24 protein-coding genes and 1 pseudogene are annotated in these 24,944 nt (G+C 63.2%); 10 read left to right on the top strand and 15 right to left on the bottom strand.

Features of this window, described 5'->3' with window-relative positions; all coding sequences use genetic code 11:
• Window positions 1-27 precede the first annotated feature (27 nt).
• The 4 genes from ACVWZA_RS16445 to ACVWZA_RS16430 are packed head-to-tail and all read right to left on the bottom strand — an operon-like array spanning window position 28 to window position 3,934.
• On the bottom strand, window positions 28-342 hold the full coding sequence (locus tag ACVWZA_RS16445; RefSeq protein WP_457312342.1) for a hypothetical protein: 315 nt from the start codon (window positions 340-342) through the stop codon (window positions 28-30).
• Between the two features lie 13 nt (window positions 343-355).
• Window positions 356-1,780 carry an MBOAT family O-acyltransferase gene (locus ACVWZA_RS16440; protein WP_457312341.1) on the bottom strand — a complete coding sequence of 475 codons (1,425 nt, stop codon included), beginning with the start codon at window positions 1,778-1,780 and terminating at the stop codon, window positions 356-358.
• A 1-nt stretch (window position 1,781) separates the two neighbouring features.
• On the bottom strand, window positions 1,782-3,023 hold the full coding sequence (locus ACVWZA_RS16435; RefSeq protein ID WP_457312340.1) for a GDSL-type esterase/lipase family protein: 1,242 nt from the start codon (window positions 3,021-3,023) through the stop codon (window positions 1,782-1,784).
• The gene (locus ACVWZA_RS16430; protein ID WP_457312339.1) at window positions 3,020-3,934 is read right to left on the bottom strand and encodes an SGNH/GDSL hydrolase family protein; all 915 of its coding nucleotides are present in this window, start codon (window positions 3,932-3,934) and stop codon (window positions 3,020-3,022) included. The genes ACVWZA_RS16435 and ACVWZA_RS16430 overlap by 4 nt, the downstream gene beginning before the upstream one ends.
• 563 nt (window positions 3,935-4,497) lie before the next feature.
• Here ACVWZA_RS16430 and ACVWZA_RS16425 point away from each other — a divergent pair.
• Window positions 4,498-4,704 carry a hypothetical protein gene (locus tag ACVWZA_RS16425; protein WP_457312338.1) on the top strand — a complete coding sequence of 69 codons (207 nt, stop codon included), beginning with the start codon at window positions 4,498-4,500 and terminating at the stop codon, window positions 4,702-4,704.
• A 15-nt stretch (window positions 4,705-4,719) separates the two neighbouring features.
• On the opposite strand, the gene ACVWZA_RS16420 is transcribed toward ACVWZA_RS16425, so the two are convergent.
• A complete protein-coding gene (locus ACVWZA_RS16420; protein ID WP_457312337.1) occupies window positions 4,720-5,241 on the bottom strand; it encodes a DUF1993 domain-containing protein in 522 nt (173 codons plus the stop codon).
• 202 nt (window positions 5,242-5,443) lie between these two features.
• Here ACVWZA_RS16420 and ACVWZA_RS16415 point away from each other — a divergent pair, with 202 nt between their 5' ends.
• A complete protein-coding gene (locus tag ACVWZA_RS16415) occupies window positions 5,444-6,991 on the top strand; it encodes an N-acyl-D-amino-acid deacylase family protein (RefSeq protein ID WP_457312336.1) in 1,548 nt (515 codons plus the stop codon).
• On the opposite strand, the gene ACVWZA_RS16410 is transcribed toward ACVWZA_RS16415, so the two are convergent.
• Together ACVWZA_RS16410 and ACVWZA_RS16405 are read right to left on the bottom strand one after the other, a co-directional pair.
• Window positions 6,992-8,200, bottom strand: coding sequence for a serine hydrolase domain-containing protein (locus ACVWZA_RS16410; RefSeq protein WP_457312335.1), 1,209 nt, complete (start codon window positions 8,198-8,200; stop codon window positions 6,992-6,994).
• A 160-nt stretch (window positions 8,201-8,360) separates the two neighbouring features.
• Window positions 8,361-10,736 carry a penicillin acylase family protein gene (locus tag ACVWZA_RS16405; RefSeq protein WP_457312334.1) on the bottom strand — a complete coding sequence of 792 codons (2,376 nt, stop codon included), beginning with the start codon at window positions 10,734-10,736 and terminating at the stop codon, window positions 8,361-8,363.
• Window positions 10,737-11,117: 381 nt separating this feature from the next.
• Between ACVWZA_RS16405 and ACVWZA_RS16400 the strand changes: the two genes are divergently transcribed.
• Both ACVWZA_RS16400 and ACVWZA_RS16395 read left to right on the top strand, forming a co-directional pair.
• Complete coding sequence (locus ACVWZA_RS16400) at window positions 11,118-11,333, top strand: hypothetical protein (RefSeq protein WP_457312333.1); 216 nt, start codon at window positions 11,118-11,120, stop codon at window positions 11,331-11,333.
• Between the two features lie 99 nt (window positions 11,334-11,432).
• Window positions 11,433-12,458, top strand: a complete 1,026-nt coding sequence (locus ACVWZA_RS16395) for a P63C domain-containing protein (RefSeq protein ID WP_457312332.1) — start codon at window positions 11,433-11,435, stop codon at window positions 12,456-12,458.
• 60 nt (window positions 12,459-12,518) lie between these two features.
• Here ACVWZA_RS16395 and ACVWZA_RS16390 read toward each other — a convergent pair whose 3' ends face one another.
• Complete coding sequence (locus ACVWZA_RS16390) at window positions 12,519-12,770, bottom strand: hypothetical protein (protein WP_457312331.1); 252 nt, start codon at window positions 12,768-12,770, stop codon at window positions 12,519-12,521.
• Between ACVWZA_RS16390 and ACVWZA_RS16385 the strand changes: the two genes are divergently transcribed.
• Window positions 12,769-13,515 carry a hypothetical protein gene (locus ACVWZA_RS16385; RefSeq protein WP_457312330.1) on the top strand — a complete coding sequence of 249 codons (747 nt, stop codon included), beginning with the start codon at window positions 12,769-12,771 and terminating at the stop codon, window positions 13,513-13,515. The genes ACVWZA_RS16390 and ACVWZA_RS16385 overlap by 2 nt on opposite strands.
• A gap of 81 nt (window positions 13,516-13,596) precedes the next feature.
• Window positions 13,597-14,028: a DUF5990 family protein gene (locus tag ACVWZA_RS16380; protein WP_457312329.1), complete on the top strand. Its 432-nt coding sequence runs from the start codon at window positions 13,597-13,599 to the stop codon at window positions 14,026-14,028.
• A gap of 348 nt (window positions 14,029-14,376) precedes the next feature.
• Here the strand turns inward: ACVWZA_RS16380 and ACVWZA_RS16375 are convergent, their stop codons facing one another.
• The 6 genes from ACVWZA_RS16375 to ACVWZA_RS16350 all read right to left on the bottom strand — a co-directional run bounded on the left by ACVWZA_RS16375 (window position 14,377) and on the right by ACVWZA_RS16350 (window position 22,334).
• Entirely contained in the window at window positions 14,377-15,828 is a 1,452-nt protein-coding gene (locus ACVWZA_RS16375; protein ID WP_457312328.1) for an efflux transporter outer membrane subunit, read from the bottom strand.
• Between the two features lie 12 nt (window positions 15,829-15,840).
• A complete protein-coding gene (locus tag ACVWZA_RS16370; protein WP_457312327.1) occupies window positions 15,841-19,035 on the bottom strand; it encodes an efflux RND transporter permease subunit in 3,195 nt (1,064 codons plus the stop codon).
• A 45-nt stretch (window positions 19,036-19,080) separates the two neighbouring features.
• Window positions 19,081-20,364 carry an efflux RND transporter periplasmic adaptor subunit gene (locus ACVWZA_RS16365; RefSeq protein ID WP_457312326.1) on the bottom strand — a complete coding sequence of 428 codons (1,284 nt, stop codon included), beginning with the start codon at window positions 20,362-20,364 and terminating at the stop codon, window positions 19,081-19,083.
• The gene (locus tag ACVWZA_RS16360) at window positions 20,361-20,771 is read right to left on the bottom strand and encodes a hypothetical protein (protein ID WP_457312325.1); all 411 of its coding nucleotides are present in this window, start codon (window positions 20,769-20,771) and stop codon (window positions 20,361-20,363) included. Before ACVWZA_RS16360 ends, ACVWZA_RS16365 begins: the two co-directional genes overlap by 4 nt.
• 308 nt (window positions 20,772-21,079) lie before the next feature.
• Window positions 21,080-21,697 (bottom strand): TetR/AcrR family transcriptional regulator, encoded by a 618-nt coding sequence (locus tag ACVWZA_RS16355; protein ID WP_457312323.1) that lies wholly within the window; start codon window positions 21,695-21,697, stop codon window positions 21,080-21,082.
• A 58-nt stretch (window positions 21,698-21,755) separates the two neighbouring features.
• Entirely contained in the window at window positions 21,756-22,334 is a 579-nt protein-coding gene (locus ACVWZA_RS16350; protein WP_457312322.1) for an FMN-dependent NADH-azoreductase, read from the bottom strand.
• A 104-nt stretch (window positions 22,335-22,438) separates the two neighbouring features.
• On the opposite strand from ACVWZA_RS16350, the gene ACVWZA_RS16345 reads away from it, so the two are divergent.
• From ACVWZA_RS16345 to ACVWZA_RS16330, 4 genes and pseudogenes are all read left to right on the top strand, one after another.
• A complete protein-coding gene (locus tag ACVWZA_RS16345) occupies window positions 22,439-22,810 on the top strand; it encodes a winged helix-turn-helix transcriptional regulator (protein ID WP_457312321.1) in 372 nt (123 codons plus the stop codon).
• 14 nt (window positions 22,811-22,824) lie between these two features.
• A pseudogene (locus ACVWZA_RS16340) lies at window positions 22,825-23,217 on the top strand (amino acid permease); the annotation flags it as partial.
• Window positions 23,218-23,219: 2 nt separating this feature from the next.
• Entirely contained in the window at window positions 23,220-23,465 is a 246-nt protein-coding gene (locus tag ACVWZA_RS16335) for a glutathione S-transferase N-terminal domain-containing protein (protein ID WP_457312320.1), read from the top strand.
• 334 nt (window positions 23,466-23,799) lie between these two features.
• A complete protein-coding gene (locus tag ACVWZA_RS16330; protein ID WP_457312319.1) occupies window positions 23,800-24,426 on the top strand; it encodes a YdeI/OmpD-associated family protein in 627 nt (208 codons plus the stop codon).
• Window positions 24,427-24,459: 33 nt separating this feature from the next.
• On the opposite strand, the gene ACVWZA_RS16325 is transcribed toward ACVWZA_RS16330, so the two are convergent.
• Window positions 24,460-24,927 (bottom strand): MarR family winged helix-turn-helix transcriptional regulator, encoded by a 468-nt coding sequence (locus ACVWZA_RS16325; RefSeq protein ID WP_457312318.1) that lies wholly within the window; start codon window positions 24,925-24,927, stop codon window positions 24,460-24,462.
• Window positions 24,928-24,944 lie beyond the last annotated feature (17 nt).

The raw sequence follows: 24,944 nt of genomic DNA, 5'->3' as shown, positions 1-24,944 counted from the left end.
TGAAGGGTCGAGGTTTCGCCCCAGATCCTAGCGCTGCGCCAGCTGCACTTCGCCCTCGCCCGACCAGCGTGTCCGCTCGACCCGGGTCCAGGCCTTGTGCAGCCGCGCATGGCCGGTGCCGAGCCCCGCGCTGGCGATCGCCTCCTCCCAGGCATTGGCCGCCGCGACCAGTTTCACCGTCCTCGGCCCCGGCGTCAGGTCTTCAACCCAGCCGGTGATCGCCTGTGCGTTGAACAAGGCGAGCAAAGCAGCGGTCAGCCCGATGATCGTCGCGGTCCAGCGCAAGGCGCCGGGCGTGCCATCGTCGGGCATTTCGGTCGGGAATTCATAAGCGTCGATCATCGCCGGCGTCCCTTCAGAAGCGGAAATAGATGAAGGGCGCGACCCCTTCGTAACGCATCGCATCGACCACCAGCATCGTCATCGCCAGCCCCGCCGCGACCAGCGGCGCGGGCACGCTGCGGATGCGCTGCGCCGCACGCGCCATTCCGTCCCACGGCAGCGCATGGATCGCCAGCCCGCCGGCGATCAGCAGCACGACCAGCGGAGTAACCGTCACCGCCTCACCTCCGGCGGGCGCGAAAATCCCGCCCAGATAGGCCAGCGCATCCCCGAAGCTCGCCGCGCGGAAGAAGATCCAGCCCAGCACCACGACATGGAAGGTCAGCGTGATTCGCGCCCAGCGCGGCAGCACGATCCCCGCCGTCGCCGGCATCCGCACCCACAGTCGCTCGACCACCAGCGCGGCACCGTGCAGCCCACCCCAGATCACGAAGGTCCAGCTCGCGCCATGCCACAGCCCGCCGAGCAGCATGGTGATCATCAGGTTGCGATAGACGCGGAACTTGCCGCCCTTCCCACCCTTTTCACGGCTACCGCCCAGCGCATCGATATAGAGATAGTCGCGCAGCCACCGCGACAGGCTGATATGCCAGCGCCGCCAGAATTCCTGCAGCGATTCCGCCCGGTACGGCCGGTCGAAGTTGCGTGGGAAGCGATAACCGAGCAGCGCCGCCAGCCCGATCGCCATGTCCGAATAGGCCGAAAAATCGCAATAGATCTGCACCGCATAGCCGTAAGCGGCGAGGATCAGGTCGACCGATCCGTAGAGCTGTGGCGCGGTGAACACCGGATCGACGAACTGCGTTGCCAGTTCCGACGCGATCACCGCTTTCTTGAACAGTCCCCAGGTGATCAGCAGCAAGCCCATCGACACCATGCCGCGATTGAGCTTCGGCACCGCCTGCAATTGCGGCACCAGGTCGGCGGCGCGCACGATCGGTCCGGCGACGAGGTGCGGGAAGAACGACATCAGTAACAGGATGTCGAGCAGCCGCGCCGCCGGCACGCGCTCCTTCGCCACATCGACGACATAGCTGATCCCCTGAAAGGTGAAGAAGGAGATGCCGATCGGCAGGATCACCTGCATCAGCGCCGGATCCTGCCTGATCCCCGATAGCGCGAGCAGGCTGCCCGCCTGTTCCGCGAAGAAGCCGAAATATTTGAAGAAGCCGAGCATCAGCAGGTTGCCGACCACCGCCCCGATAAGCAGGCCTTTGCGCCGTCCCGCATCGTCGCTGCGCGCGATCAGCGCCGCCGCGCCCCAGTTGATCACCGCCGATACGATCAGCAGCGGCACGAAGCGCCAGTCCCACGCGCCATAGAATACCCAGCTGCCGACCAGCAACACCAGCTTGCGCCAGTCGTTCGACCGCAGCGACCAAACGGCCGCGAACATCACCAGAAAGAACAGGCCGAAGGTGAGGGTGGGAAACAGCATCTCACTGCTCCTCCGTCGCGTGGTTCAGGTCGTCCTGCAGTCGTTGTGCAAGCTCGGCGCCGCCCGCCCGGGTAAAATGGACATAGTCGCGGCGCATCCGGGGCGGTGTCTCACGAGCCCAGGTCGCGGCGGAGCAGAAACCACCCATCCGCCAATACGCATCCCAAGACGCAAGGCGCAATTCGGCGGCAACCCGACGCTGCACCGAACGAACCTGAATCAGCGCTGGTGGCGCGAACAACTCCGCGGACTCGGTCAGCCCCGCGCACAACCGCGCCGTGCCGGACGCATTGTGGCGCAGCGCCCGGTTGCGGGTCAGTGCTTCGGGCGGGCTGATCATCAGGATCGGCACCTCACCGGCAAGCCGCCGTATCCGCGCGATCTGCGCCCGCAATACCGTTTCATATGCAACGGCGTCGAACAATGGCACGAACCCCTCGTTGGTGCCGAATGCGAGCACGATCAGGTCGGGGGCATAGGCTTTCAGCTCCGCTGCCAGCACCGCGTCATCCGTACGCCCAAAATGGATGAGCTGCGATCCCACCACGCCGAGGTTCGACAACACCATGCCGCCATGATCGCGGAATGTCGCCCAGGACGTGATCGTCACCGGTCGATCGAGCGAGGTGACGCTGACCGAGCTTTGCGCTGACGCGACGCGCATCGTATGGCATATGGGAGCCACCGCCGCGGCGTGGAAATCGATCCGCCGTTCCGTCTCGGCGCCGATCCGTACGGCAATCGCACCGGCATCGGGACCGGTGATTCCGCACAGAACGAAGCGGTCGAACAGCATCGCGGCATCCGCGACCAGACTCATGGCCGCTCCGGGCCGCGTCGCGGTCAAGCTGTAGCTCGATACGCCAAGTGGCGGCCGGGGCTCGACCGATCCCTTTCCAAGGCTCGCCGCGATGCGCCAGCCGGTCGACATCGACGCAGTAATCCCGTGCGTGACGTACCCGCCATAGGGTCGTCCCGGTGGCAATATCCCGCGCCCGCCGCTGCCCACCTGTGCCTGCAGCAAGTCGCGCCAGCCGCCGGTCACCGTATCGCTGGCGGTATTGCTGTCGCCGATCTGGATGATGTGCAGCGGCGCGCCCTGGTCATCGTGTGCCGCCGAGAGCTTGGCAAAATACGGCGCAAGCGTATCGAAATCGCAGGCCGCCCAAGTGCATGGCGCGGGCGTCTGGGCGGCCGCCACGCCGGGCGCAGAGAGTAATGCGATCGCCGCGAACAATTTCATTGCGTCACCGCTGCGGCCGGCCCGGTCTCCACCGCATCGATCTTGCGCGTCGCCTCGACATAACCGCGAATCCGCTCGCTCAGCCCGTGCGTGATCCATTTATAGCCGGTCATCGACATATGGATGCCGTCCGCCTCGCGCACCAAAGTGCGTTTGCCGGTCGCCGGATCGTCGAGATAAACTGCGTAATTGCCCTGGGCGTCCGACGCGATCGGCCGCGTATCGATGAACGGTATGCCCAGCGCCGCCATCCGCTGCGCATAGAATTGGTTGATCGCGCCGACATCGCCGTCAAGCCCCGCTTCGCGCATGCGCGGCAGGCCGACCCAATAAACCATTGCATGATGCGCGCGCAGCACGCCGACGAATCGGTCGATCCGCACCCCGATCTGGTCCTGCCATTTGGGGCCCATCAGCGCGGCATATTCGCCTTTGTCGGTGATGATCCCTTGCGCGTCGTTCGCCCCGAACGAGATTACCGCGACATCGATCGGTCCGGCACCCAGCTGCTCCGCCGCCTTGCTCTCCAGATTGAGCCGCTTGTAGCGGGTGAAGCCGGTCGCCGGCTGGCTGTATTTCAGCACGTCATAACCGGCCTTGCGCGTCAGTTGCTGCTGCAGCCCGAACGCGACCCCGTCGCCGAAGCTGTCGCCGAACACCGCGACCCGTACCGGCCCGCCCTTGCGGATCGTGCGCAGCAACTGCCGCTGTGCCGGCGCCGCACAACTAAGCGCCGCCACCACCTCCGGTGACTTTTGGGTAAGCGCAGCAGGCCCCGCGCACAGCGGTGCGATTACTGGCGCCTTCAAGGACTCACCACGGCCGACAAAGCTGAAACCGATCGCCGCGCCCGCGCATACGCCGACCAACAGGACCGCAGAGCGGTCCAGTACTAAGCCTGGGACTATCATGTGAAAACCGTCTGTTCGAGTATGGCGCCTTTTTAAAACGGTTTACAGAAAAATCCAGAAGAATCGTTAATCTATAGTATAATTATTTGTGATAATACAAGTATAGAATTATGTTAATTCTTTAGAACTGGCAGCCATGGGGCAGGCTAAATACCGATGATTGGTATTGCTCCAAGGTTATTTATGAATTCATCGACAGAAATACCGGGAAGTATTCGTTAATGTTACTATCTAACGGAATTACCCGGGATGGCATTTGCCAGTTTCCTGATCTCGCGAAAGGGCACGGGAGGGCACAGGTACGGCAACTTTGATCTCAATTGAATTTCACCACGAATGCCCATATCGCACGCGATCAGCCGTGCGCTTCTGTCGTTGAACCGTTTTCCTCTAGGCAATGCGACTGCCCGTCCGCGCGCGCGACGAAAATTGCGGCGCGCCGCAATAAGCCAGCCGCTTGTGTCGGCTCCCGTTCCATTTGGCACCTGGTCACCATCGAAACCGGTATGCCCTAGCGCGATGGAAGACGCCGGTTACAGGGGTAGCGGGGCCGCAGGCGGCAAATGGGGCTGCGCGTATCGGTGCTCGCCGGCATACGGCTTGTCGACCTCGCGTTGATCGATGCCGCGCTGGGCCATTGCGCGCCCGGCGCGGACTGCATCGATCGATGGAAGATCATCGTCGCTGCCATGGTCATCGCCGTGACGATCGGTCTCGCCGTGCGCGCCGCGATCAATGCGTTGGTGAACCGTCGCCGCGACGCGCGCTGACCGCTCGATCGCCGTTCAGGCCTTTTGCCGCACTCGCCCGCTAAAGTCGCGCTTGCCCAGCTCGACGCCCTTCATGCGCAGGATGTCGTACGCCGTCGCCGCATGGAAATAGAAATTGGGTTGCGAGAAGGAGAGCAGGAAATCCTCCGCCAGGAAGTCGAGATGGTTGGGGCCGAATTCGAACCGCATGTCCCGCCCGATAAAGCTCTCCACCTCGGCCGGGTCGATCGCCTCCAGCGCCGCGATGGTGCCCGCGATCAGCGCGCGCAACCCATCGAAACTGTCCGGCGGCGTCGTGCTGTCGGGTGAAAAGGTGCCGCGTCGGACCCCCTCGATCGCACCCCGCGAATGCACCGCGGTCGACTTAACCTGATAGGCGAAGGGCAGCATGCTATCGATCAATCGTGTCTCGATCAGCGCTTCGGGAGCCAGCCCGGTATCGGTGCAGAATTTCTCGGCCTTGTCGACCATCCTCGTCACCGACCCGAGGATCTGCAGATAGGACGGGATCGTCGCGGCATAGAGAGTGAAGGCCATGGATGCTGTCCCGCTGTTCCTGGAATAGACTGGATGATAGCGCCCGCGCACGACCGCCGCCAGTCGATTACGCTCCGGCATATCGTCAATAAGCGGCGCCAGCGGAAATTGGCCGGCGGTTTTGGTCTGTAAGCCTCCTTCCTTCATGGCGGCGGCAGATCGACCCTGCTAGCCTGGCCCGAGATCAATATGGGGAGGGTTCATGTCCCAGCGTCTGACGCGGCGGCAGCTTATCGGTGGCGCCATGGCGACCGGAGGCCTGGCGATCTGGCCGGGTCGCGCGGCGGTGCCGACCGAACGCTCGACCTTGTTCCGCGAGGTTCTGCTCGTCGACGGGACAGGCGCCGCACCGCGGCTGGCCGATGTGCTGGTCACGGGCGGTCGGATCGCACGGATCACGCACCCGGCCGCTGCAGGATCCGGGTCGGCCGCCCGCGTCGTGGAGGGTGAGGGTCGTGTCCTGGCCCCGGGCTTTATCGACACCCACAGCCATGGCGATCCGCTGAAGGAATCGTTCGAATCCTTCCTCGCAATGGGCGTTACCACGATCGTTCTCGGGCAGGACGGCGACGGGCCCAGGATCAGGAAGGATCTCGACCCGCGAAGCTGGATGAACGCGATCGATCGCACCCCCCTGGAGATCAATGTGGCGCTGCTGGCGGGCCACGGCACGCTCCGGCGCGCCGCCGGCGTGTCGGACGCGGTCCGTCATCTCGACACCGCAGCGCTCGAACGCATGGCGGCACAGCTCGAAGTGGAACTTCGCGCCGGCGCGTTCGGCCTTTCCTATGGCCTGGAATATGTGCCCGGCATCTATTCGGAGACCGCCGAGCTGACCAATCTCGGCCGGGTGGTCAGCCGTCACGGCGGCGTCGTCATGAGCCATATGCGGTCCGAGAATGACGACGAGATCGAGGCGTCGATCGACGAGCTGATCAAATCCTCACTGCCCGCCCGCCCGCACATTTCGCATCTGAAAGTCGTGTTCGGCAAAGGCGAGCAGCGTGCGCGTGAATTGCTTGCGTCACTGGCCGCGAAGCGCCGCCAGGGGATCGATCTCACCGCCGACGAATACCCCTATACCGCCGGTTATACCGGGATCGATCTTCTCTTCCCGCAATGGGCGCTGCCGCCGACCGACTATGCCTCGGTCGTCGCCAAACGGCGGCAGGAACTGCGCGATCATCTGGAAAAGCGCATGATCCGTCGTGGCGGTCCGGAGGCCCTGCTGCTGGGATCGAAGCCCTATGCCGGCAAGACCGTCGCCCAGGCGTCGCAGGAGGCCGGGCTCCACTTCGCCGATTTCCTCATCAAATTGGGGCCGGAGGGCGGTTCCGGCGCGCACTTCACGATGGACAAGGCGTTGCAGGACACGCTGATCCTCGATCCCTTCGTGGCGATCTCGACCGACGGGGGTCCGGGCATGCGGCACCCCCGCGCGACCGGGACCTACGCCAAATGGATCGAGGAATATGTCGTGCGCGACAAGAAGCTGCCGATCGAGGAAGCGATCCGCAAGGCGACCGCCTTTCCCGCCGGGATCATGCGTTTCGCCGATCGCGGCGTGATCCGGGTCGGCGCCACGGCCGACCTCATCATGTTCGATCCGGCCAAGGTCCGGGCGCGCTCCACCTATGTCGATCCGTTTGCCATGGCCGAAGGGTTCGACCTGGTGATGGTGAACGGCCGGCCCGCCTTTGCGGGCGGCAAACGGGTCGGCCATTCCGGACACTTGCTGCGCGCCGGATAGTCAGTTTCCCGACTGGCTAACCGCCTTGCACAGCCTGTCGGTGGCCAGCGCGATACGCGATTCCGGCCTGTTCCGGTTGGCGGCATCATTCTCGACGCCGCGTGTTTCGGTGTTGAGGGCGACCAGGCTGCCCATATGCTGGTCGGGACACAGGCTGAGATAGGTGCGAAAGCCGTTCTGGTCGCCATTATGGCCGATGAAACGGATCCCGTCGCTCTGGTCGAGGAAGAAGGACAGCCCGCTCCATGTGGTCGTCTCCATCCGCCCTTGCGTGAAGTCGTCGCCCGCGGCGATCTGCGGCCGCCACATTTCTTCGAGTGAGGATCGCTTGAGTACCAGGTCATAATCGGCCTGGCGCGTCGCATCGCCGAGCAGGAAGGCCATATATTTCGCCATGTCGGGCATTGGCGCATTGAGCCCGCCATTCGACACCGTCACCCCGGTATCGGCGTCGAACGGCGCCGCGACCCGCTTGCCGTCGCGAATGGTATAGCTGTGCGACCGGTGCGGCAGCAGATAGGGTGGCGTGCGGTCGAAATAACTCGCCTGCATGCCGAGCGGGCGCAGGATATTCTTGTCGATATAGACTTCGAAATCCTCGCCGGAGAGCCGTTCGATCACCTGGCCGAGATAGACGATACCCGGATTGGAATAGCTGAACCTTGTCCCGGGCTGGAACTGCACTTCGGTATAGGGAAGCATCGCGGTCAGCTGCGCCCAGCTCTTCGGTTCGAACGGCTGCCAGTCGCGGTCCCGCCAGCGCCATGTCGCGCCGCCAAAGCCGGCGCTGTGGCTCATCAGCTGGCGCAGCGTGATCGCGCCGGTATCGCCGAACGGATTATGCACGGCGGCAAGTTCCGGTACATAACGTGTGATCGGATCGTCCAGCGTGAGCTGCCCGCGATCGCGCAGCTGCATGATCGCGATCCCGGTCATGGTCTTGGTGATCGACGCCCAATGATAGATGGTTTGTGAATCTACCGGCACGCCGGCATCCGCGTCCTGCTGCCCGATATGGTCGGCGACGACGACGCGACCATCGCGCACGACGTAGAAACTGCTGCCGACAATGCCCGACCGTTTGATTTCGCTGCGCTGAAGCGCGCGAAAATCGGTCAACGCCTTATCGAACGCACGGTCGTCGGCCGCGGCCGGGCCGGGAATTTGCGATACAGCGAACAATACGCAGGCGGCGAGCCGACGGAACATGGCGATCTTCCTTGGTCTAAGGCATTTTCGAGCCGCGTGGATTCACCCTTATCCGTTCGTTTCGAGCGAAGTCGAGAAACAAGCCACAAGCGCTGAGCAAGGTTTCTCGACTTCGCTCGAAACGAACGGAGGATGTGACGCCATTCACGTCGAGGATGCCCTACGCAGGGGGCCGCAAGATCGTGCGTGATACGGCATTCGCATCGACCGCTTTACGGCTGAACGGCATCGGCTGCATCTCGCCCGCGACCCAGGGCTTATACAAGTCGCGATAATGCGGCGACCGGGGATCGGTCGACTGGCCGGGCAGGAGCAACATCAGCGAATTGTCCCAGGCGCCGACATCGATCACCTGCAGATAGCTCGCGCCGCCGCCGACGCTCCAGCCCGGTCCCGAACCGAGCCAGCGCGCCATCACGGTATAGCCGTCACCGCCCGATCCCTCGCCCTCGATCGATGGGAAGGCCGCGGCGATCGCGGGGATCGTCGACAGCGGATGGCGAATTCGCACCTGGTGGAGTGTGCCGTAGCGCCATGTCGCGGGATCGGCGCCGAGCCGGCCGCGCGCCTCGCCCCAGGCGGAAACCAGCGCCGCGTCCAGCATCGCGTCGCGGGCGGCGCGCGGATCGGCGCCGAGCCGCGCGTCCGGATGCGCAAGCAGGTCGAGCAGCACCGATGGCGCGATCTCCGTCACCAGCGCTTTCGCCCGTTCGGGCACGATCGCGGCGAGCATGCGCTTACCCAGTTCGCGCCATGTCATCTCGAACAAGGCCGCCGCGCCGCTGTCCGCCGCGATCCGCGCGTCCCATCCGCGCAACATCTCCATCGCCGCTTTGGCACCGCTGGACGGTCGCTTTGGCAGCAGATCGAGGAACTGGCGGGCTGGTGTCGACAGCGTGTCGTGCTGCAGCGCGACGCTGTCGGCCAGGCTGTGCTTGTCCTGGCTCGCCAGCACCTGCGCGATTCGATCGTAACGATAGGGATCGCGGAACGAGAAGGCGGGGATGCGGTCGCGCGGCCAGTTGGCGGGCAGATTATTCTGGTTGGCCGATGCGAACCAGCCCTTGGCTGGATTATACTCGCTCGGCAGCGAGGTGAAATCGCGCATGCCGGTCCAGTCATAGCGTCCATCGCCTGGCACGGGCAGCAGCCCGTCACCCTGCTTGCGCACCGGCGCGAAGCCGATCACCTGCCAGCCGGTGTTCCCATCGACATCGGCATAGTGAAAATTGGTCGGCGACGGATGCAGCGTAAAGGCCTTGCGCAGGCTCGCCCAATCCTTCGCCAGATTGATCGCGATCATCGCGAAGACACCATCGCCGCCGGGCTGCATCGAGACCGCGCCAAGCACGGTTGCGCGACGCCGCGCCGGATCGTGCGAGACCACCGGTCCCTGGACGGAATAGCGCAACGTCGCTTTTTCGGCCGCAGCACCTTTGACCGCGATCGATTCCTCGACGCGCTCGAACCGCTTCCAGCCGCCGTCATGGCGATAGCGTTCGGGATCGTCGGGGTGGAGCTCGAGCACGAACAGGTCGCTCTGGTCGATATGGAAATTGGTGCGTCCGAACGCGAACCGGTCGGTATGGCCCTGCATGATGCCCGGCAGCCCGGGTGCGCCGCCGCCGATCACGTCGAGACCCGGCGCGCTCAGATGCGCGACATGGCGCGGGCCGAAGCCGCCAATGCCCAGGTGTGGATCGTTGGCCAGGATCGGCCGGCCCGTGGCGGACCGCGACGGGGCGACCGTCCAGGCATTGCTGCCGGCATTGGCGCGCGCGGCCGCACCGGCGGGATCCGGCGTCGGCCGCTCGGGCTCGAACGGCAGCCTTCCAAGCTGGAGCACGCCCAGATCCGCCTCGCTTATTGCTGCGGTATTGAGCCCCTCGGGCACACGCATGGTCCATGCCGGGCGCAGCGGCGCGACCACGGCGTCGAGTTCGAGCAACCCCAGTGCCGCAAGCTGCGCCCGGCGTATCTCGTCATCGCCATTGCCGGCCTCGCCTTCGCGCGCGATCACCAGCTCGCGGAGGTCCCATTTGATCGGCGCGATCTTGAGGATCCGGTACTCGCTCGGGAGCAGTTCGGGATTGGCCGCCACCTCATCGATGCGCGCGTTGATCCCCGCTACATAGGCGCGCGCGCAGTCGAGCACGTCCGGCGGCACACGGCGCAGCTCGGCATCCAGGTCGCCGCGATAGTGAAACAGCCGCGCATTGGCGTCGTGTTTGGTGAACCGCGCGCCGAACGCTTCCGAGAGCCGGCCAAGTTCGCGGCGATGCGCCAGGTCGATCTGGAACAGGCGATCACGCGCGACGACATAGCCTTGGCCGAAAAACGCGTCGGGGATCGATTCCGCGCGGATGTGCGGGATGCCCAATGCATCATCGACGATCTCGATAGGTGCTCCCAGCCCCTGCACAACTTCCTTCCGCACAGCAACAAACACGCGCGGCTGCAACAATATCGCAGCGCCGGCAGCGCTCGTCGCGAGCACCGCTGTCGACCCCAGCAGGAAAGCACGACGGTTGAGCATCGGTAATTCCCTGCTGTCCTGATCCAGGCCGGAAATTGGGCCTGCTTCGAGCGCGTGTCCATGCGACAGGTGTTCGACGGTCATAACCAGCGGCTATCGGGGCGGTGTTTCAGTTTCAAATTAGCTGCTGATACCCGGCGCCAACCGGCCTTGCGTCATGTATGCTTAGCGAAAGCATGGAGGAAGCGACGATGCATTACAGGTTGGAGGGAAGGATGGCCGGAGCCGCTGCCATCTCAATCGACCGTACAATAATCACAGACTCCGATGCCATGGCAATCGCGGATGCGAAGGCTCATCCCGTCGTTTTAGGCGAAGGCTTAGCAAACTGGGCTCGCCTCACGCGGGAGGACGGTACGGTTGTTTGGAAGATCGGCGACGATGCCTAAAGGCCCCAACGAAGAGGAGCGCCCCGCCAATGCCATCGGCCTTGCGGTGATGATCGGCAGGATCGCCACCGGCGGGATTGAGGATACGCGTGGGGCCGCGTCCAGCGCCGCCGCTCAGCTTGGCTCGCTCGGCGGGACGAAGCGTGCTGCGAACATGATGCCAGAGCGGCGGGCTAAGATTGCGAAGGCTGGTGCCGCTAAGCGGTGATCGGCAAGCAAGCATAATTCGTAGAGTTTAAATTCTGATGCTTGCTAAGCAAGCAAGCATCATTTAGCTCTCTATGTAGCAAGCATGGAGTGTGGTCGCATGGTTTCGAAACAGAGTAAAGGCGGCAGCGAGCGCGCAAAGCGACTTACTCCTGCCGAGCGGCGGGATATTGCAGTCCGAGCGGCAGAAACGCGCTGGGCAAAAATCAACGATCCGGATCGGTTGCCGCAGGCTACGCATCAAGGGCCTCTCCAGATTGGAGCGGTGACTGTCGATGCTTATCGGCTCGATGATGGTCGCCGGATGCTCTCCAAAGCCGCAATGGCGGGGGCCCTGGGACTGAAATCGAAAGGTGGCAATGCCTTTCTCAGGTCGATGACGCGCCCCGCCGTCCGGGAGTTTGTGTCTGAAGATCTTTGGTCGCTGATAGACCAGCCAGACCATTTTCGCAGAATGCCGACCGATTCAGGCCCGCAAGGTCAAATCATCGATGGGTACGAGGGTGCAGTATTAATCGACGCCTGCACAGCATTGATTGACGCCGGGCGAAGTGAAAAGCTAGTAGCGAAACAGTTCTTTCTTGCTCACAATGCAGAAATAATCGTACGATCCGCCGCAAAACTAGGCATCGTTGGTCTTATTGATGAAGCAACTGGCTTTAGAGATAAAGGCAGAGATGAGTACCGGATATTATTTCAGCAATTTATTCGAGATGAATGGGCGCAATGGGAGCAAGAGTTCCCAGATCAATTTGCCGATATGCTTTATAAGCTTTATGGATATAAAAGGTTTGATCCAGATAGCACTAAGCATCCACGCTTCTTTTCTAAATTTACTAGGAAGTTTATCTATCACCCGTTGGCCAATAGCCACGGGAAGATATTAGAATTACTAGACGAGAAAAACCCTGTGGTTTATGCTAACGGCGGGCGACGCTATAAATTATTCCAATTCCTCAGCGAAGAGGTCGGGATGAAGACGATACGAGCGCATCTCTGGCAGGTCGTCGGGATTGGCAACGCCAGTTCTGGCATCAAGCAATTCGAAAGAAGCTTCTACAGAGCCTTCCCTGAAGCGATACCGATCGGGCAAAACTACATGCTCGAATTTGACGACAATGCTTGACTCTAAGGATAGAAGTTCACCCCGCGCCGCTAAGCGCGGCCCGTATAAGAAACGAGAAGCCTAAACCGCCATGCGCTTCCCGGCTGAAACAAACATATCAAAAAGCATCCCCGCCGCCTCAAAGGATGGGGCCTTTGCAAGTATTTCCAAGTGGCCTTTCAAACCAATTCGGCATTCTCGCAGAACGAAGTAGCCGCCATCGCCACCGAGGTTGTCATCTTCGATCTGTTCCGCGTATGTTTCAGGAGCAATTGGCGACACGTATAATGTCGTCTGAGAATCGATCTCTGTCTTAAGGATCATGTCATCCATGTCCGACGCTCCCAATTATGGGTTTCATCGAAACCCGCGTTTTTCCGCCAATCATCTCGCCGAATACCTTTCGACAACCAACGCTGCCCAGCGCGAAGGGGTCATTCGCAAAGCAAAGTTCCCTCGCAAAGTGTCGGTCGTAGCGTACGCACAAGCATTGCCGACCATCGGTAAATTTCTTTCCTCAAATTCTGGCGACGCCCGATATTTTGATGACGTTCTTTCCCGGCTCGCTGATAAGGAGCGCCGTGAAGAGGGGTATAACCGCGAGGAGGCGAAACGGTGCCAAGCGGCTATCGAAGCGTTTAAATCCATGTATTTTGCCACACCACCGCGCAAGTTCCGGTACTCTGTTGGCCCGCAAGACCTCGCCTTCAAAATCTCCAACGTCCGCATTAATGTGCGCCTTGATGCCCCGATCACCGAAGAGGGGAAGGATGGGCAACTGTTCTGTGGAGGGTGTGTCCTTTTGATGGCGAGTACACCCGACGCTCGGAAAAATGTCGAGGATCGGCGCAAGCATGTCGCTGCTTTGGTGCATTGGGCGCTGCAAGAAACCGGCTCACAAATCGAGCCGATGCCGCGCCTTTGCATGTCTTTTGATCCCTTCGGTGGCGAAATCACCAAAGCGCCAACGGCTACCGATCGCCTTCGCCGCACGATCACGTCATCTTGCCATGAAGCAGCTGCCCGATGGGATTCCGTAGAGCCGTCTCAGGGGTATGACGGTCCGGACTGGAGCTAACGTCAAAATTCAAACTGAGACACTACCGCTATCGGACCGGACTTTTCTTTCATCGGCATGAAAGCGGATATAGACGGGGCCATGACCCGCGCAGACCAGATCGAAATTCGCCTGCGCATCGTCGTCGAGCAGCCGGTCGCGGGCGTGCTTCACAGCCTGCAGTCCGGGGATGACTTGCCGCTCGATCCGAAACGGTCGGATGCGGGCGAGCCGCTGGCGTTCGATTTTCCGATCCGCATCGCTTCGGGCCCCAAATTCTTCGGCGATCAGGTGCGGCGCGAGGGGCCGGAACGCCGGTTCGTTTATATTCGCGTTGGACAAGCGGCCGGCGACCGTTCTTCCCCTTGGGGACGCAGGATGAAAATCGACATCCACGATATCGAACAGAGTTTGCTCGACCAGGCGGCTGCGGGTGGTGGTGTGATCGAAATATCGGTCAACGGCACCGGGGATGACGGCACTCCCGCGTGCGCCACCGTGCGGCCAACCGGACGACGGATCGCGGATATTTAGCGCGCGATCCTCGCGCCGGTTGCCTCGATTCAACCTTCAGGCTGCCGCTGCCAGCCTGTCCCGATGGACCAGCTGATTCGAACAAAGCCCCGGGGCAAGCAGAGTATGATCTCCGCCACGGAAATTTCCCGATATTCCCGCAGACGCCGCACAATTTTCCCGTGCAGTCGCGCGGAAATACCCGCAGTTTTTCCCGCAGCTTCCCGCAGAACGCACAAAAAAACGGTTTCCCGCAGCACTTCCCGCAGCTGCGGGAAATTGGCGCTGTTTTGGGCGCGTCGGCGGCAGTGCCCGACGCGACTGCCCCGGGTCAGCGAGCTCCGGGACGAGGGGCCGATTCTCCTCGCCTCAGCGCCCGCTCGAACCGCCCGCTTTCGCGTCGACCGCAACCGCCTGGTCGGCCTTGTCCCAACCGCCGCCGAGCGATCGGAACAGGTCGATCTGCGCGCCGGCGATCCGTGCGCTCGACGCGGCCAGGTCGGCCTCGGTGTCGGCGAAGGTGCGCTCGGAATCGAGCACGTCGAGCGCATCGATCTGCCCGGCGCGCTGGCGGGCGCGGGTGATGCGCATCGCCGCCGCCGCACCGTCGCGTGCCGATCGCAGCGCCGCGTTGCGCTCGATCTCGCGCGCATAGGTCGACAGCGCGGTCTCGGTCTCTTCGAGCGATCGCAGCACCACGCCGTCGAACTCGGCCAGCGCCACGCGGCTGTCCGCTTCACTCGACGCGATGCGCGCGCGCGCGGCCTCCTGGTTGGGGAAGGACCAGCTGATCAACGGCCCGAGCAGCCAGCGCAGCGCACTGCCGGTGAACAGGTCGCCGATGCTCGCCGCCGCCGTGCCGACCGACCCGCCGAGCGATATCTGCGGATAGAGCTCGGCGGTGGCGACACCGATCCGCGCGGTCGACGCGGCCAGCCGGCGCTCCGCCGCGCGGATGTCGGGCCGGCGCGCGAGCAGGGCGGCGCCATCGCCGACCGGGATCGCCTGGTCCAGCGTCGGCGTGACAGTGCGCGCGGCGGCCGCCGCCGGCAGCTCCCGCGGTGCGCGCCCGGTCAGCGTGGCGAGCCGGAACAGCGCTGCCTGGCGCTCCGCCTCGATCGCCGGCACGTTCGCCGCGCGTTGGTCGCGCAGTGTGGTGATGCGCACCTGGTCCAGCTTCGCCGCGCGGCCCGCCGCGACCCGCTTGCCGGTCAGCGCCGCCGACTTGTCGAGCAGGTCGACCACGCGTCTGGCGACCTCGAGCCGTTCGGCCGACGACGCGGCATCGACATAGGCGCGAGTCGTTGCGGAGACGACCGCGACGCGCACCGCGTCGCTATCGGCATCCGCCGCCGCGACATCGCCGCGCGCCGCTTCGATGTTGCGTTTGACCCGCCCCGACAGGTCGAGCTCATAGGACACGCTCAGGCCGACATCGAAGGCGGAGTCTTCGGCAGCACTGCCGGGCAGACGCTGTGTCGCGGGCGACCGGCCATAAGTGCCGCTCGCGCCGATACTGGTCTGCGGCAAGCGGTCGGACCGCACACCGCGCAGCGACGCGCGCGCCTTGTCGAGTCGCGCCACCGCGACGCGGATGTCGGTGTTGGCCGCCAGCGCATCGGCGACCAGCCCGTCGAGCACCGGGTCGCGGTACAGCCGCCACCAGTGATCGTCCGCCGCCGCCGTGGTGAAGGCCGGGTTGGCCCCGCCGATGAACGCCGCCGCTGCCTTGGGCGCGGGGATCGGCGCGACATAGTTGGGCCCGGCGGCGCACGCGGCAAGCGCGAGCGAGGACAGGGTGGCGAGAAGGATGTGTTTCATGATGTGCCGCTCCTATTCGGCAGGCTGAAGTGTCGGTGCCGGGCCTTCCGGCGACTGTCCCGCGGCCGGGCGCTTGCGCTCGAACCGCTGGGCCAGCGCCCGGCACACCACATAGAAGGTCGGCGTGAAGAGCAGGCCGAAGCCGGTCACCCCGATCATGCCGAAGAACACCGCTGTGCCCAGCGCCTGGCGAAGCTCCGCACCCGCGCCGCTTGCCGTCACCAGCGGCACCGTGCCGAGGATGAAGGCGAAGCTGGTCATCAGGATCGGCCGCAACCGGTCCTTCGCCGCGCGTACCGCCGCCTCGACCGGCGACAGGCCGTCCTGGTCCTCGGCCTGCTTGGCGAACTCGACCACCAGGATCGCGTTCTTCGCGGCCAGCGCGATCAGCACGACCAGCCCGATCTGGGTCAGGACATTATTGTCCATACCCCGCAGGTTCACGCCGGTCATTGCCGCAAGCAGGCACATCGGCACGATCAGCACGATCGCCAGCGGCAAGGTGACGCTCTCATATTGCGCCGCCAGCACCAGGAACACGAACACCACCGCCATCGCGAAGACCAGGGCCGCGGTGCTGCCCGCCGCCTTTTGCTGGAAGGCGATGCCGGTCCATTCATGGCTGTATCCCGCGGGCAGTTTGGCATCGGCCAGCTTCTCCATCGCGACCAGCGACTGGCCCGACGAATAACCCGGCGCGGTGTCGCCATCGATCTCGACCGCCGGCGCCAGATTGTATCGCACGACGCGGTACGGCCCGGCCTTGTCCTTGAAGGTCGATACCGAACCGATCGGCACCATCTGACCGGAGTTCGAGCGCGTCTTCAGATTGGCGATGTCGGCGGTCGTTTCACGGAACGGCGAATCCGCCTGTGCGGTGACGCGATAGGTGCGCCCGAGCAGGTTGAAGTCGTTGACGAATGCGGATCCGAGATAGACCTGCAGCGCCTCGAACACCCGCTCCGGCGGTACGCCGAGCATATTGGCCTTGGTCCGGTCGACATCGGCGAACACGCGCGGCGTGGCGGTTTCGAAGAAGGTGAAGACCTGCGCGAGTCCTTCGGTCTTGCCCGCCTCTGCGATCAGGTCGCCAGATGCCTTGGCCAGTTCCTGATAGCTGCGGCCCTCCTGATCCTTGACCATCAGCCGGTATCCGCCGGCCGAGCCGATGCCCTGGATCAGCGGGGGCGGGATGATGATCAGCCGCGCCTCGTCGATGTCCGCAGTCGCCTTTTGCGCCTGCGCCATGATGTCCTTGAAGCTGACGCCGAGTTTCCTGCGCTCCTCGAAGCTTTTCAGCGGGAAGTACGCCGCGGCGGCGTTCGGCGCGAGCGTCTGCGATGGCCCGTCGAACCCGGCGAGCATCACCGCGCCCTTGATTCCCGCACCGGGCAGGATCCGCGCGGCGACCTTGCGCATCACGGCATCGGTACGCTCGACCGACGACCCCGGCGGCAACTGGATCACCGTCAGGAAGTAACCCTGATCCTGCGCGGGAATAAAGCCGGTCGGCGTGATCCAGAACACGCCCGCGGTCACCGCGATCAGCGCGGCATAGGCGGTCATCATCTTCTTCGGCGCTGTGACCAGCCGGTGCGTCAGGCTGGCATATCCCGTGCTCAACCGTTCGAACCCGCGGTTGAACGCGTCGCCCGCGCGCCGGATCGTCCGTTTGAAGCGGCCACCTTCGCTCGCCTGCTGGTTCGGCTTGAGCAGGATCGCCGCAAGCGCCGGGGACAGGGTCAGCGAGAGGATCAGCGAGATCACCGTGGCGGTCGAGATGGTCACCGCAAACTGGCGGTAGAATGCGCCGGACAGGCCGGTGAGGAACACGGTCGGGATGAACACCGCGATCAGCACCAGGACGATCGCGACCAGGGCGCCGGACACTTCGTCCATCGACTTGCGTGCGGCCTCCAACGGCGACAGGCCATGTTCCAGATTGCGCTCGACATTCTCGACCACGACGATCGCATCGTCGACCACCACGCCGATCGCCAGCACCAGGCCGAACAGCGACAGATTGTTGAGCGAATAGCCCATCGCCGCAAGCACCGCGAAGGTACCGATCAGGGAGACCGGGATCGCGACCACCGGGATGATCGCCGCACGCCACTTCTGCAGGAAGACGAGGATGACTAGCACGACCAGCAGGATCGCCTCGAACAACGTGTCCTTCACCGCATCGATCGATTGCGAGATGAATTCGGTCGGGTTGTAGATGACGCTATAGGCAAGGCCCTTGGGAAAGCGCGCCGACATGTCCTTCATCGCCGCATTGACGCCATCGGCTGCGGCCAGCGCGTTGGAACCGGGGCGCTGGAACACCGCGACGATCACCGTCGGCTTGCCGCTGAGATAGGTGTTCGTCCCATAATCCTGCGCGCCGAGTTCGACCCGCGCGACATCCGACACCTTGACCTGCCGGCCATCGGCGTCGGTGCGGATCACCACATCGGCGAATTGCTTGGGATCGGTCAGGCGGCCTTGCGTCTCCACATTGAGCTGGAACGCGTTTCTGTTCGCATAGGGCGGCTGCCCCAGCGTACCGGCGGCGACCTGGACGTTTTGCGCACGCAGCGCCGCGACGATCTCGCCCGCGGTCAGGTCGAGCGACGCGGCGCGGCCGGGATCGATCCATACGCGCGTCGAATAGTCGCGGCTGCCGAACAGCTGCACGTCGCCGACGCCGTCGATCCGGCTCAACCGGTCGCGCACCTGAGTGAGAGCGTAGTTGGAGATATAGCCGCGATCGAGCGTATCGTCGGGCGACACCAGATTGACCACCATCAGGAAGTCGGGCGAGGTTTTTCGCGTGACCACGCCGAGGCGCTGCACGTCCTCCGGCAAGCGCGGCACGGCGACCGCGACGCGGTTCTGCACCAGCACCTGCGCGGCATCCAGATCGGTGCCGATCTTGAAGGTCACGGTGATCACCAGCTTGCCGTCACCGGTCGATTGCGACGACTGGTACAGCATGTTGTCGACGCCGTTGATTTCCTGCTCGATCGGCGCGGCGACCGTCTCGGCCACCGTCTCGGCGCTCGCACCGGGATAGACCGCGCTGACCGTCACGGTCGGCGGCACGATGTCGGGATATTGCGACACCGGCAGGCTGAGATAGGCGATCGCGCCGACCAGCGTGATGACGACCGCGATCACCGCGGCGAAGATCGGCCGCGTGATGAAGAAGCGCGAGAAGCGCATAAGACTGTCCTCGAAAGAAGGAGTTAGTGCGTCGAACGGGTGTTGTTAGCGTCCGCCCAGGGTCGCCTCGCCGGCCACCGGCAACGACACCTGCGATACCGGCGCCTGGGCCTGGGCCTGAGCGCTGATCTTGCCGAGACGCGGCGCGACCTTGGAGCCGGGCATGGCCATCTGGATCCCGGCGATCACCACCCGGTCCCTGGGCGTCAGGCCCGACCGGATGATGCGCAGGCCATCGACCACCGGACCCAGCGTCACCGGCTTGGCGACCACCTGGTTCTGCGCATCGACGACCATCACCACCTTGCGCACCTGATCAGTCTGGATCGCGGCGTCGGGCACGAGCAGCGCATTCGCCGTGCCGTTGCTGGCGAGGCGCATATTGCCGAACATGCCGGGGGTCAGGAAGTAATTCGGATTGTTCAGCACCGCACGGCCGCGGATCGTGCCGGAACGCTGATCGAGGCCATTGTCGGTGAAGTCGAGTCTGCCTTTCCAGCGATGCTCGCTTTCATCCTGCAACTGGATTTCGACCGCCGCCGCTTCCGCGCCGGGCTGCCGTTCGCGCTGAGTCTTCAGGTACAGTGCTTCCGATCCGTCGAAGCTGAAATAGATCGGGTCGAGCGCGTTGATCGTGGTCAGCACGGTGCCGCCAGTGCCTTCGCCGCCCGCCACCTGGTTGCCGGCATCGACCTTGCGGTCGGAGATCCGGCCGCCGATCGGTGCGCGCACCTGGGTGAATTCGACGTCCAGCGCGCGGGCGCGAACCCGGGCATTGGCGGCGGCCAGCGCGGCGCTTGCCGCCTGCACCTTGGCACGCAGCGAATCGACTTCACCGGCGGAGATCGCCTCGTCGTCGATCAACTGAGTGGCGCGGCCCAGATCGGTTCGCGCCAGCGCCAGCGCGCTCGACGCGCTTGCCGCATTGGCGCGCGCCTCCGCCAGCGCCGCCGCGAACGGGCGCGCGTCGATGGTGAAGAGCAACTGGCCCTTGTGCACGATTTCGCCGTCGCGGAAATGGATTCCGGTGACTTCGCCCGCGACACGCGGACGGATCTCGACCGACCGGCTCGGTGCGAAGCGGCCGACATAATCGTCCCATTCGCTGACTTGCCGAACCAGGGGTGCCGCGACAGTGACGGCGGCGGGGGGTGGCGCCGCCGCCACTGCCGGGGATTGGTCGGCAAGCTTTGCGCCAGCCGCGCCGACCAAGGCGAGAGGGATGAGGATCAGGGCACCGCGCTGCCAACCGGGCAGGCGCGCAAAGCCGTCGCGCAAAGGACGAACCGGTGTGCTGTTCCCGGCTTCGATCGGGGTAATCATGTTCACGCGGCGATCCTCCAGGCAAGTTGGCCGACCTGTCCGCCGGTCACGCTTGCCACTAATGTTTCGGCCTGGCTCATGCTGAACCCGGCATTCAGGAAATTGGCGACTTCGGACGCAGGCAGCGCATAACCGCGCTTCCATGCGTGCACGGCAAGCCGGCGCAGCGTTTCCAGCTTCGGTTCGGCGAGCCTGGACGTGGTGCCGAGGCCGAACAGGCCGCCCAATGCGCGCGAGACGCGGCTTGGTTCGGACAGGCTGCTGATCCGGTCGCGCTTGGCCAGCGCGATAACGCTCCATTCCAGCGCCGAGAAACCGGCGGGTGCGGTCATGTCGCGGCGCGTGTCCGTATTGGCCGCCGTGCGGGCGGTCATCGGTGCGGCGGTCATGTTGTTGATGTCCAGATACGCCATTGGAAATCCCCTTGGATGATGGTCGCACGGCGTCCTTCCACGAACGAGCATCGTTCGCGCCGGACTGGCCGTGGGGCATGATTCAAACGTTCACGGAAACACCGCTAAAGGGTGCCGCAACCGTCTGCTGAAATTGGTGAAATGCGAAAGGTCGAAACCCGCCGCGGTCGAATTAGTTGTTCGTCATCAGGGGTTCTCCCGTGCCGATCGTTGGGCTCACCGGAGAGTCCAACTTCAATACCAAACGGTATATAACTTTGCGCTGCGCTGCGTCAACCGCTTTGTGTACCGCTGAGTATAATTATTTTTTAGCGGGTTGGCCAGATGGCGAGACTGGTATCGACCAGCTGCTGCAACTGGGCGCAGGAGGCACCCGATCCCGCCTGCACCGACAGGCCTTGAAGCAGGGCATAGAGATAACGGGCGAGCGCGTCGGGCTCGAGCGTCTCGGGCAGGTCGCCGTCGATCTTGGCTCGCTCGAATCGCGCGATCAGCGCGGCTTCCGACGATGCGCGGCGTGCGATGACATCGGCCTTGATCGATTCGGCCTCTGGACCGCCGCACGATACGGAACTGATCACGCCGAGACACCCTTTCGGGTCGCACGAGCTCATTTGCATCTCGAGCGCGCCGACCAGGAAGCGTTCTGCAACGCCCCGTGCGGTCGGCGCGTCGAGCGCGGCAACGGTATAAGCAAGTTTTTCGCGCTCATAGAGGTCGAGCGCCTTGTGGAACAACGCTTCCTTGTTGCCGAACGCGGCGTAGAGGCTGGGCTTGGTAATACCCATCTCCGCGGTCAGCTCCGCCATCGACGCACTTTCATACCCGTTACGCCAAAATACGCGCAACGCGGCGGCAAGTGCCTCCTCGGTGCAAAATTCCCGAGGCCGGCCCTTTACGGGCGGAGGGGCGAGAGTCTGTTCCATACCGATCGGTATATAGTGTGTTTGCGCTGAACGTCCAGTACCTTAGCGAGCGTGTGAATCAAGCGGCAAGCGCGGCGATTTCGCCCTGCGCGGCGGTGATCGCAGTGGTGCGGCCCTCTGGGCTGGTCGCCACGCCTTCGGCAATGATGAACTCTGGAACGATACCGATGAATCCAAACACCGATGCGAGATAGGATACGAGATGCTCGAACGAAGCGGCGGGCGAGCCGGCACCATAGAAATTGCCGCGCGACACCGCGACGATGACACGCTTGCCGGTCACCAGACCCGTCACGCCATCGGGGCCATAGCTGAACGTCTTGCCCGCGATCAGGATACGGTCGATCCATGCCTTGAGCTGGCTCGGGATGGTGAAATTATACATTGGCGCACCGATCACGACCATGTCGGCGGCAATGAATTCTTCGAGCACTGTCGCACTGGCGAGCGCGGCTTCGGATGTGTCGGCGGGCAGCGAGGCGAGTTCGATATGTGTCAACGGTTTCACCGCGAGATCACGGCGACTGACCTCGATCGAGGGTGTCGCCGCGACAAGTCGCTGCACGACCGATGCCGACAAGATGCGGCTGACCGAATTGTCGCCGAGGATGCTCGAATCGATATGGAGAAGTTTCATATTCAGTCCTTCAGGTATATATCAGTAACTGAGGCTGGATATGTGACCTGCCGGGAACGCCGCAAGGAGGCACTATTTTGTCACTCGGGCACATCGCTGTAACCATGCCGAAGCGTGACGCGCAGCAGGCAAGCTGCCGTTCGGTCGCGCCGGTGCTTGCGCGCGTCGGCGACAAATGGAGCATCCTCACCATCATGATCCTGGCGCAGGGCGGGCCGCGTCGGTTCAACGAACTGAAGCGGGAGATTGACGGCATTTCGCAGCGGATGCTGACGCTGACGTTGCGCGGGCTGGAACGCGACGGCCTGGTGACACGAACGGTGTTTCCGACAGTGCCGCCGCGCGTCGATTACGAATTGACCGAGCTGGGATGCTCGTTGTGCGAACCCGTGGTCAGCCTTGGGCAATGGGCGATGCGCCACCTCGACCAGATCGAGACGGCACGAAAGGCCTATGACCAGCGCAGCGAGGCTTAACCACGTCGCTGGCCTTGCCGATGGTCACGCTGAATTTGTTCGTCGTGGTGGCACTGCCGCATTTCGACGCGGCCAATCTCGATCCGTTCATGCCGTTCGGTTTCGGCAAGACCATGGCGCCCGACGGCGTCGAGCGCGGCGTGATGGCAGTCGCCGCAATCATCTTCTTCGCATTTTACGGCTTTGATGCGATCGCCACCGCGGCGGAGGAAACCAAGAATCCCGCACGCGACCTGCCGATCGGCATCGTCGGATCGATGGTCATCTGCACGATCATCGCGGCGGCGGCGGTTATTGCGCTGCCCACCGTGATCCTGGCCTTTCTCTACGGGCAGAGCCGCATCTTCCTTGTGATGGCGCGTGACGGTCTTCCGCCGCCCGCGCTCGCGAAAATCTCGTCGCGGGGCTGGTGAGGGACTTCCGGCTGCGCTGGGCGTGCGAGGAGATCGACCTGCCCTACAGAACCCGACTCCTCGACACCTTCGCCCCCCGACCTGCGGATTATCGTTTGGAACAGCCCTTCGAGCAGATTCCGGCGTATCGCGAAGGAGAGATCCAACACTTCGAAAGCGGCGCAATCCTCTTGCACATTGGCGAGAAGGACGAGCGGCTTCTGCCGCGCAACCGTGTCGCCCGGAAGCGCGCGACATCCTGACTTTCGCGGTGCTGAGCAGCGTCGAACCCGCGCTTGCAAACCTGGTTACGATCGACTTCATTCGTTGCGGGCGAAGAGTGGTTGTGGACGATCCATCAATGTTCACTTAACACATTGTTATAAATGAATATTTCCTAGCTTGACGATTTCGCTGGGGGCGGCGCAGATCTATGACCTCGTTCTTGAACATCGATCACCGACGCCTCCCCCGGCGATGTGAAGTCGGGGGCAACGTCCGAAATCATGCGGTTCGCCGATAAGGCCGTCCCGGCCGAAATAGATACTGCGATCACAATCGCACATAAGCTCTGATCAACGAACGAAAGGATCCGAAATGCCCAATCCCAAACACAATCCGAAAGTCGATTCTTATATTGACGAAGCAGAAGAATTTGCGAAGCCGATTCTGGCCCATCTGCGCTCGTTGATCCACGCGAACTGCCCAGGAGTTGTGGAGGAGATGAAATGGGGGATTCCGCATTTCGATTACCGAGGCGAGATGATGTGCATATTCGCCGCCTACAAAAAGCACTGTTCCTTCAGCTTCTGGAAGGAATCACTGATGGGCGACGCCCGGTTCGTCGCCAATTCAGAATTGCCAGCGGCAAAGCGTTTCATGGGCAAGCTGACGAAGGCGGCCGATCTGCCATCAGACAGCGAACTCGTGAACTTGATCAGGGAGGCCATGACGCTCAATGAACAAGGCGTAAAACTGCCGCCGCGTAAATCCGAAGGTCCAAAAGCGGTGGCGACGACGCCCGAAGCTTTTTCCGAAGTGCTTACGGCCAATCCGCATGTCAAAGCCATTTTCGAAAGCAAATCACCGTCGTTCCAAAAGGAATACAATGTCTGGATCGGCGAGGCGAAGACCGACGCGACACGCGACAAGCGGATCGAGGATGCGCTCGCCTGGATCGCGGAAGGCAAGGGGCGTTTCTGGAAATACAGCAAGTCCGGGTGACTTGGTGTGAGTCTCGCACGCCTGCAGAACCACCTAAAGCGCTGCAATGAGTTTCTTGAGCAGCGTGTTCAGTCTTTCCTGCTCGCTCGGCGTCAGCGCCGCGAGCAAGCGGGTCTCGTTCGCGACGTGGGCAGTGATCGTCTCGTCAATCACGCTCTTACCGGCATCGGTAAGGGCGATCAGCTTGCCCCGCCGGTCGCTGGGATCGGGCCGACGCTCGACAAGCCCGGCATTCTCGAGGCGGTCGAGCCGATGGGTCATTCCGCCGGAGGAGATCATCAGGGCTTCATAGAGCGTTGTCGGCGAGAGCATATAGGGTTCGCCCGAACGCCGGAGCGTTGCCAGCACATCGAACTCTCCGGGCTGAAGCCCGGCGTCCGCAAAAAGCGGGTTCATGTGATCCCGAAGAACGCGTTCGGAGGCGTCCGAGAGGCGTCCGAATATCGCCATCGGCAGCGCGGGAAGATCGGGGCGTTCGCGTCCCCATTGTTGAACGGCCATATCTGCACGATCCATTA

This window comes from Sphingomonas sp. UYAg733, from assembly GCF_054057355.1.
The sequence above is the reverse complement of the archived record's forward strand: the minus strand, read 5'-3'. Positions and strand labels throughout refer to the sequence as shown.

Excerpts from the sequence above, each read along its gene's own strand:
- ACVWZA_RS16350 (WP_457312322.1), bottom strand. The coding sequence starts at position 22,334 with ATGAAACTTCTCCATATCGATTCGAGCATCCTCGGCGACAATTCGGTC.
- ACVWZA_RS16430 (WP_457312339.1), bottom strand. The coding sequence starts at position 3,934 with ATGATAGTCCCAGGCTTAGTACTGGACCGCTCTGCGGTCCTGTTGGTC.
- ACVWZA_RS16355 (WP_457312323.1), bottom strand. The coding sequence starts at position 21,697 with ATGGAACAGACTCTCGCCCCTCCGCCCGTAAAGGGCCGGCCTCGGGAA.
- ACVWZA_RS16370 (WP_457312327.1), bottom strand. The coding sequence starts at position 19,035 with ATGCGCTTCTCGCGCTTCTTCATCACGCGGCCGATCTTCGCCGCGGTG.
- ACVWZA_RS16345 (WP_457312321.1), top strand. The coding sequence starts at position 22,439 with ATGCCGAAGCGTGACGCGCAGCAGGCAAGCTGCCGTTCGGTCGCGCCG.
- ACVWZA_RS16325 (WP_457312318.1), bottom strand. The coding sequence starts at position 24,927 with ATGGCCGTTCAACAATGGGGACGCGAACGCCCCGATCTTCCCGCGCTG.
- ACVWZA_RS16435 (WP_457312340.1), bottom strand. The coding sequence starts at position 3,023 with ATGAAATTGTTCGCGGCGATCGCATTACTCTCTGCGCCCGGCGTGGCG.
- ACVWZA_RS16440 (WP_457312341.1), bottom strand. The coding sequence starts at position 1,780 with ATGCTGTTTCCCACCCTCACCTTCGGCCTGTTCTTTCTGGTGATGTTC.
- ACVWZA_RS16405 (WP_457312334.1), bottom strand. The coding sequence starts at position 10,736 with ATGCTCAACCGTCGTGCTTTCCTGCTGGGGTCGACAGCGGTGCTCGCG.
- ACVWZA_RS16395 (WP_457312332.1), top strand. The coding sequence starts at position 11,433 with ATGGTTTCGAAACAGAGTAAAGGCGGCAGCGAGCGCGCAAAGCGACTT.
- ACVWZA_RS16330 (WP_457312319.1), top strand. The coding sequence starts at position 23,800 with ATGCCCAATCCCAAACACAATCCGAAAGTCGATTCTTATATTGACGAA.
- ACVWZA_RS16410 (WP_457312335.1), bottom strand. The coding sequence starts at position 8,200 with ATGTTCCGTCGGCTCGCCGCCTGCGTATTGTTCGCTGTATCGCAAATT.
- ACVWZA_RS16390 (WP_457312331.1), bottom strand. The coding sequence starts at position 12,770 with ATGGATGACATGATCCTTAAGACAGAGATCGATTCTCAGACGACATTA.
- ACVWZA_RS16385 (WP_457312330.1), top strand. The coding sequence starts at position 12,769 with ATGTCCGACGCTCCCAATTATGGGTTTCATCGAAACCCGCGTTTTTCC.
- ACVWZA_RS16420 (WP_457312337.1), bottom strand. The coding sequence starts at position 5,241 with ATGGCCTTCACTCTCTATGCCGCGACGATCCCGTCCTATCTGCAGATC.
- ACVWZA_RS16415 (WP_457312336.1), top strand. The coding sequence starts at position 5,444 with ATGTCCCAGCGTCTGACGCGGCGGCAGCTTATCGGTGGCGCCATGGCG.
- ACVWZA_RS16380 (WP_457312329.1), top strand. The coding sequence starts at position 13,597 with ATGACCCGCGCAGACCAGATCGAAATTCGCCTGCGCATCGTCGTCGAG.
- ACVWZA_RS16375 (WP_457312328.1), bottom strand. The coding sequence starts at position 15,828 with ATGAAACACATCCTTCTCGCCACCCTGTCCTCGCTCGCGCTTGCCGCG.
- ACVWZA_RS16445 (WP_457312342.1), bottom strand. The coding sequence starts at position 342 with ATGATCGACGCTTATGAATTCCCGACCGAAATGCCCGACGATGGCACG.
- ACVWZA_RS16360 (WP_457312325.1), bottom strand. The coding sequence starts at position 20,771 with ATGGCGTATCTGGACATCAACAACATGACCGCCGCACCGATGACCGCC.
- ACVWZA_RS16400 (WP_457312333.1), top strand. The coding sequence starts at position 11,118 with ATGCCTAAAGGCCCCAACGAAGAGGAGCGCCCCGCCAATGCCATCGGC.
- ACVWZA_RS16425 (WP_457312338.1), top strand. The coding sequence starts at position 4,498 with ATGGGGCTGCGCGTATCGGTGCTCGCCGGCATACGGCTTGTCGACCTC.